Consider the following 888-nt stretch of genomic DNA (forward strand, 5'->3'; position numbering starts at 1 on the left):
CTAAAAATCTATCAATACTATTATATTCGGTGAATATACCGGGACTACTTTTAATAAGTTCGCTAAAATATTGTTTACTTGAAAAAATTTGTCTTTTTTGATTTTCTTCAGATACATTCTCTTTTGGAATTGGTAAAAACATAAACCTTGGTATGAATGCAGAATTAAACTCTGTATTAAAACTAATCAAATTTGCATTTTGAATTTTATCATTTATTTTTAAGCTATACATTTTTTCAGAATTTGAACTTAAATCAATTTGAACTTTTCCTATTCGAAGACAAATACGATTAAATAAATTTTCATTAACCTCTACTTCTAAAACTACTTTTATACTATTATTATTCCAATAATCAAGATCCAAATCGAATTCAAATTGAAAGTTTATACATTCTCCTATTTTATTCTTGCTTATACTTTCTTTAAAACTTCCAAAATCAACATAATCTTTTCCATACCACAAAATAGGTTCGTTTTTTCTAGTCATTAATGTTTGTTTCATTAAAGGAAAAAATCTTAAGAAAGTACTTTTCCCCGTACTATTTTTACCAACTAAAATAGTTAATGGCTTAATTTCAACTTCTTTCGTATCAATTAAACTTCTTAAATTTTTAATTCTTATTTTTTTCAAATTCATACCCTCCCATTGTACATTTTCCCTGATATAATTATAGAATTTCAGTGTTTTTGTAAACTTTAAAAAAGCAGATATCAATTCTTTTCATTTTTTATTGCAATCTAGATATTAACCTCCGTTTAATTTTCCTATATTATAATAACACATTGCAGATTAACTGATTGTCATATTTTGTCGAAATAATACATATAAACATTCTTCGTCTACTACTTATCCTAACCTAAATGATAACTTGTACGCTCAATTAAATG

The 888-nt window shown here is 24.5% G+C and carries 1 protein-coding gene; it reads right to left on the bottom strand.

Annotated elements, in window-relative coordinates; genetic code table 11:
* A partial coding sequence (locus DN394_RS28720) for an AAA family ATPase (RefSeq protein WP_179953672.1) occupies positions 1 to 631 on the bottom strand: 631 nt, incomplete at its 3' end.
* Between the last annotated feature and the right edge of the window lie 257 nt (positions 632 to 888).

Source organism: Bacillus sp. BB081 (assembly GCF_008368895.1).
Lineage (GTDB): Bacteria > Bacillota > Bacilli > Bacillales > Bacillaceae_G > Bacillus_A > Bacillus_A wiedmannii.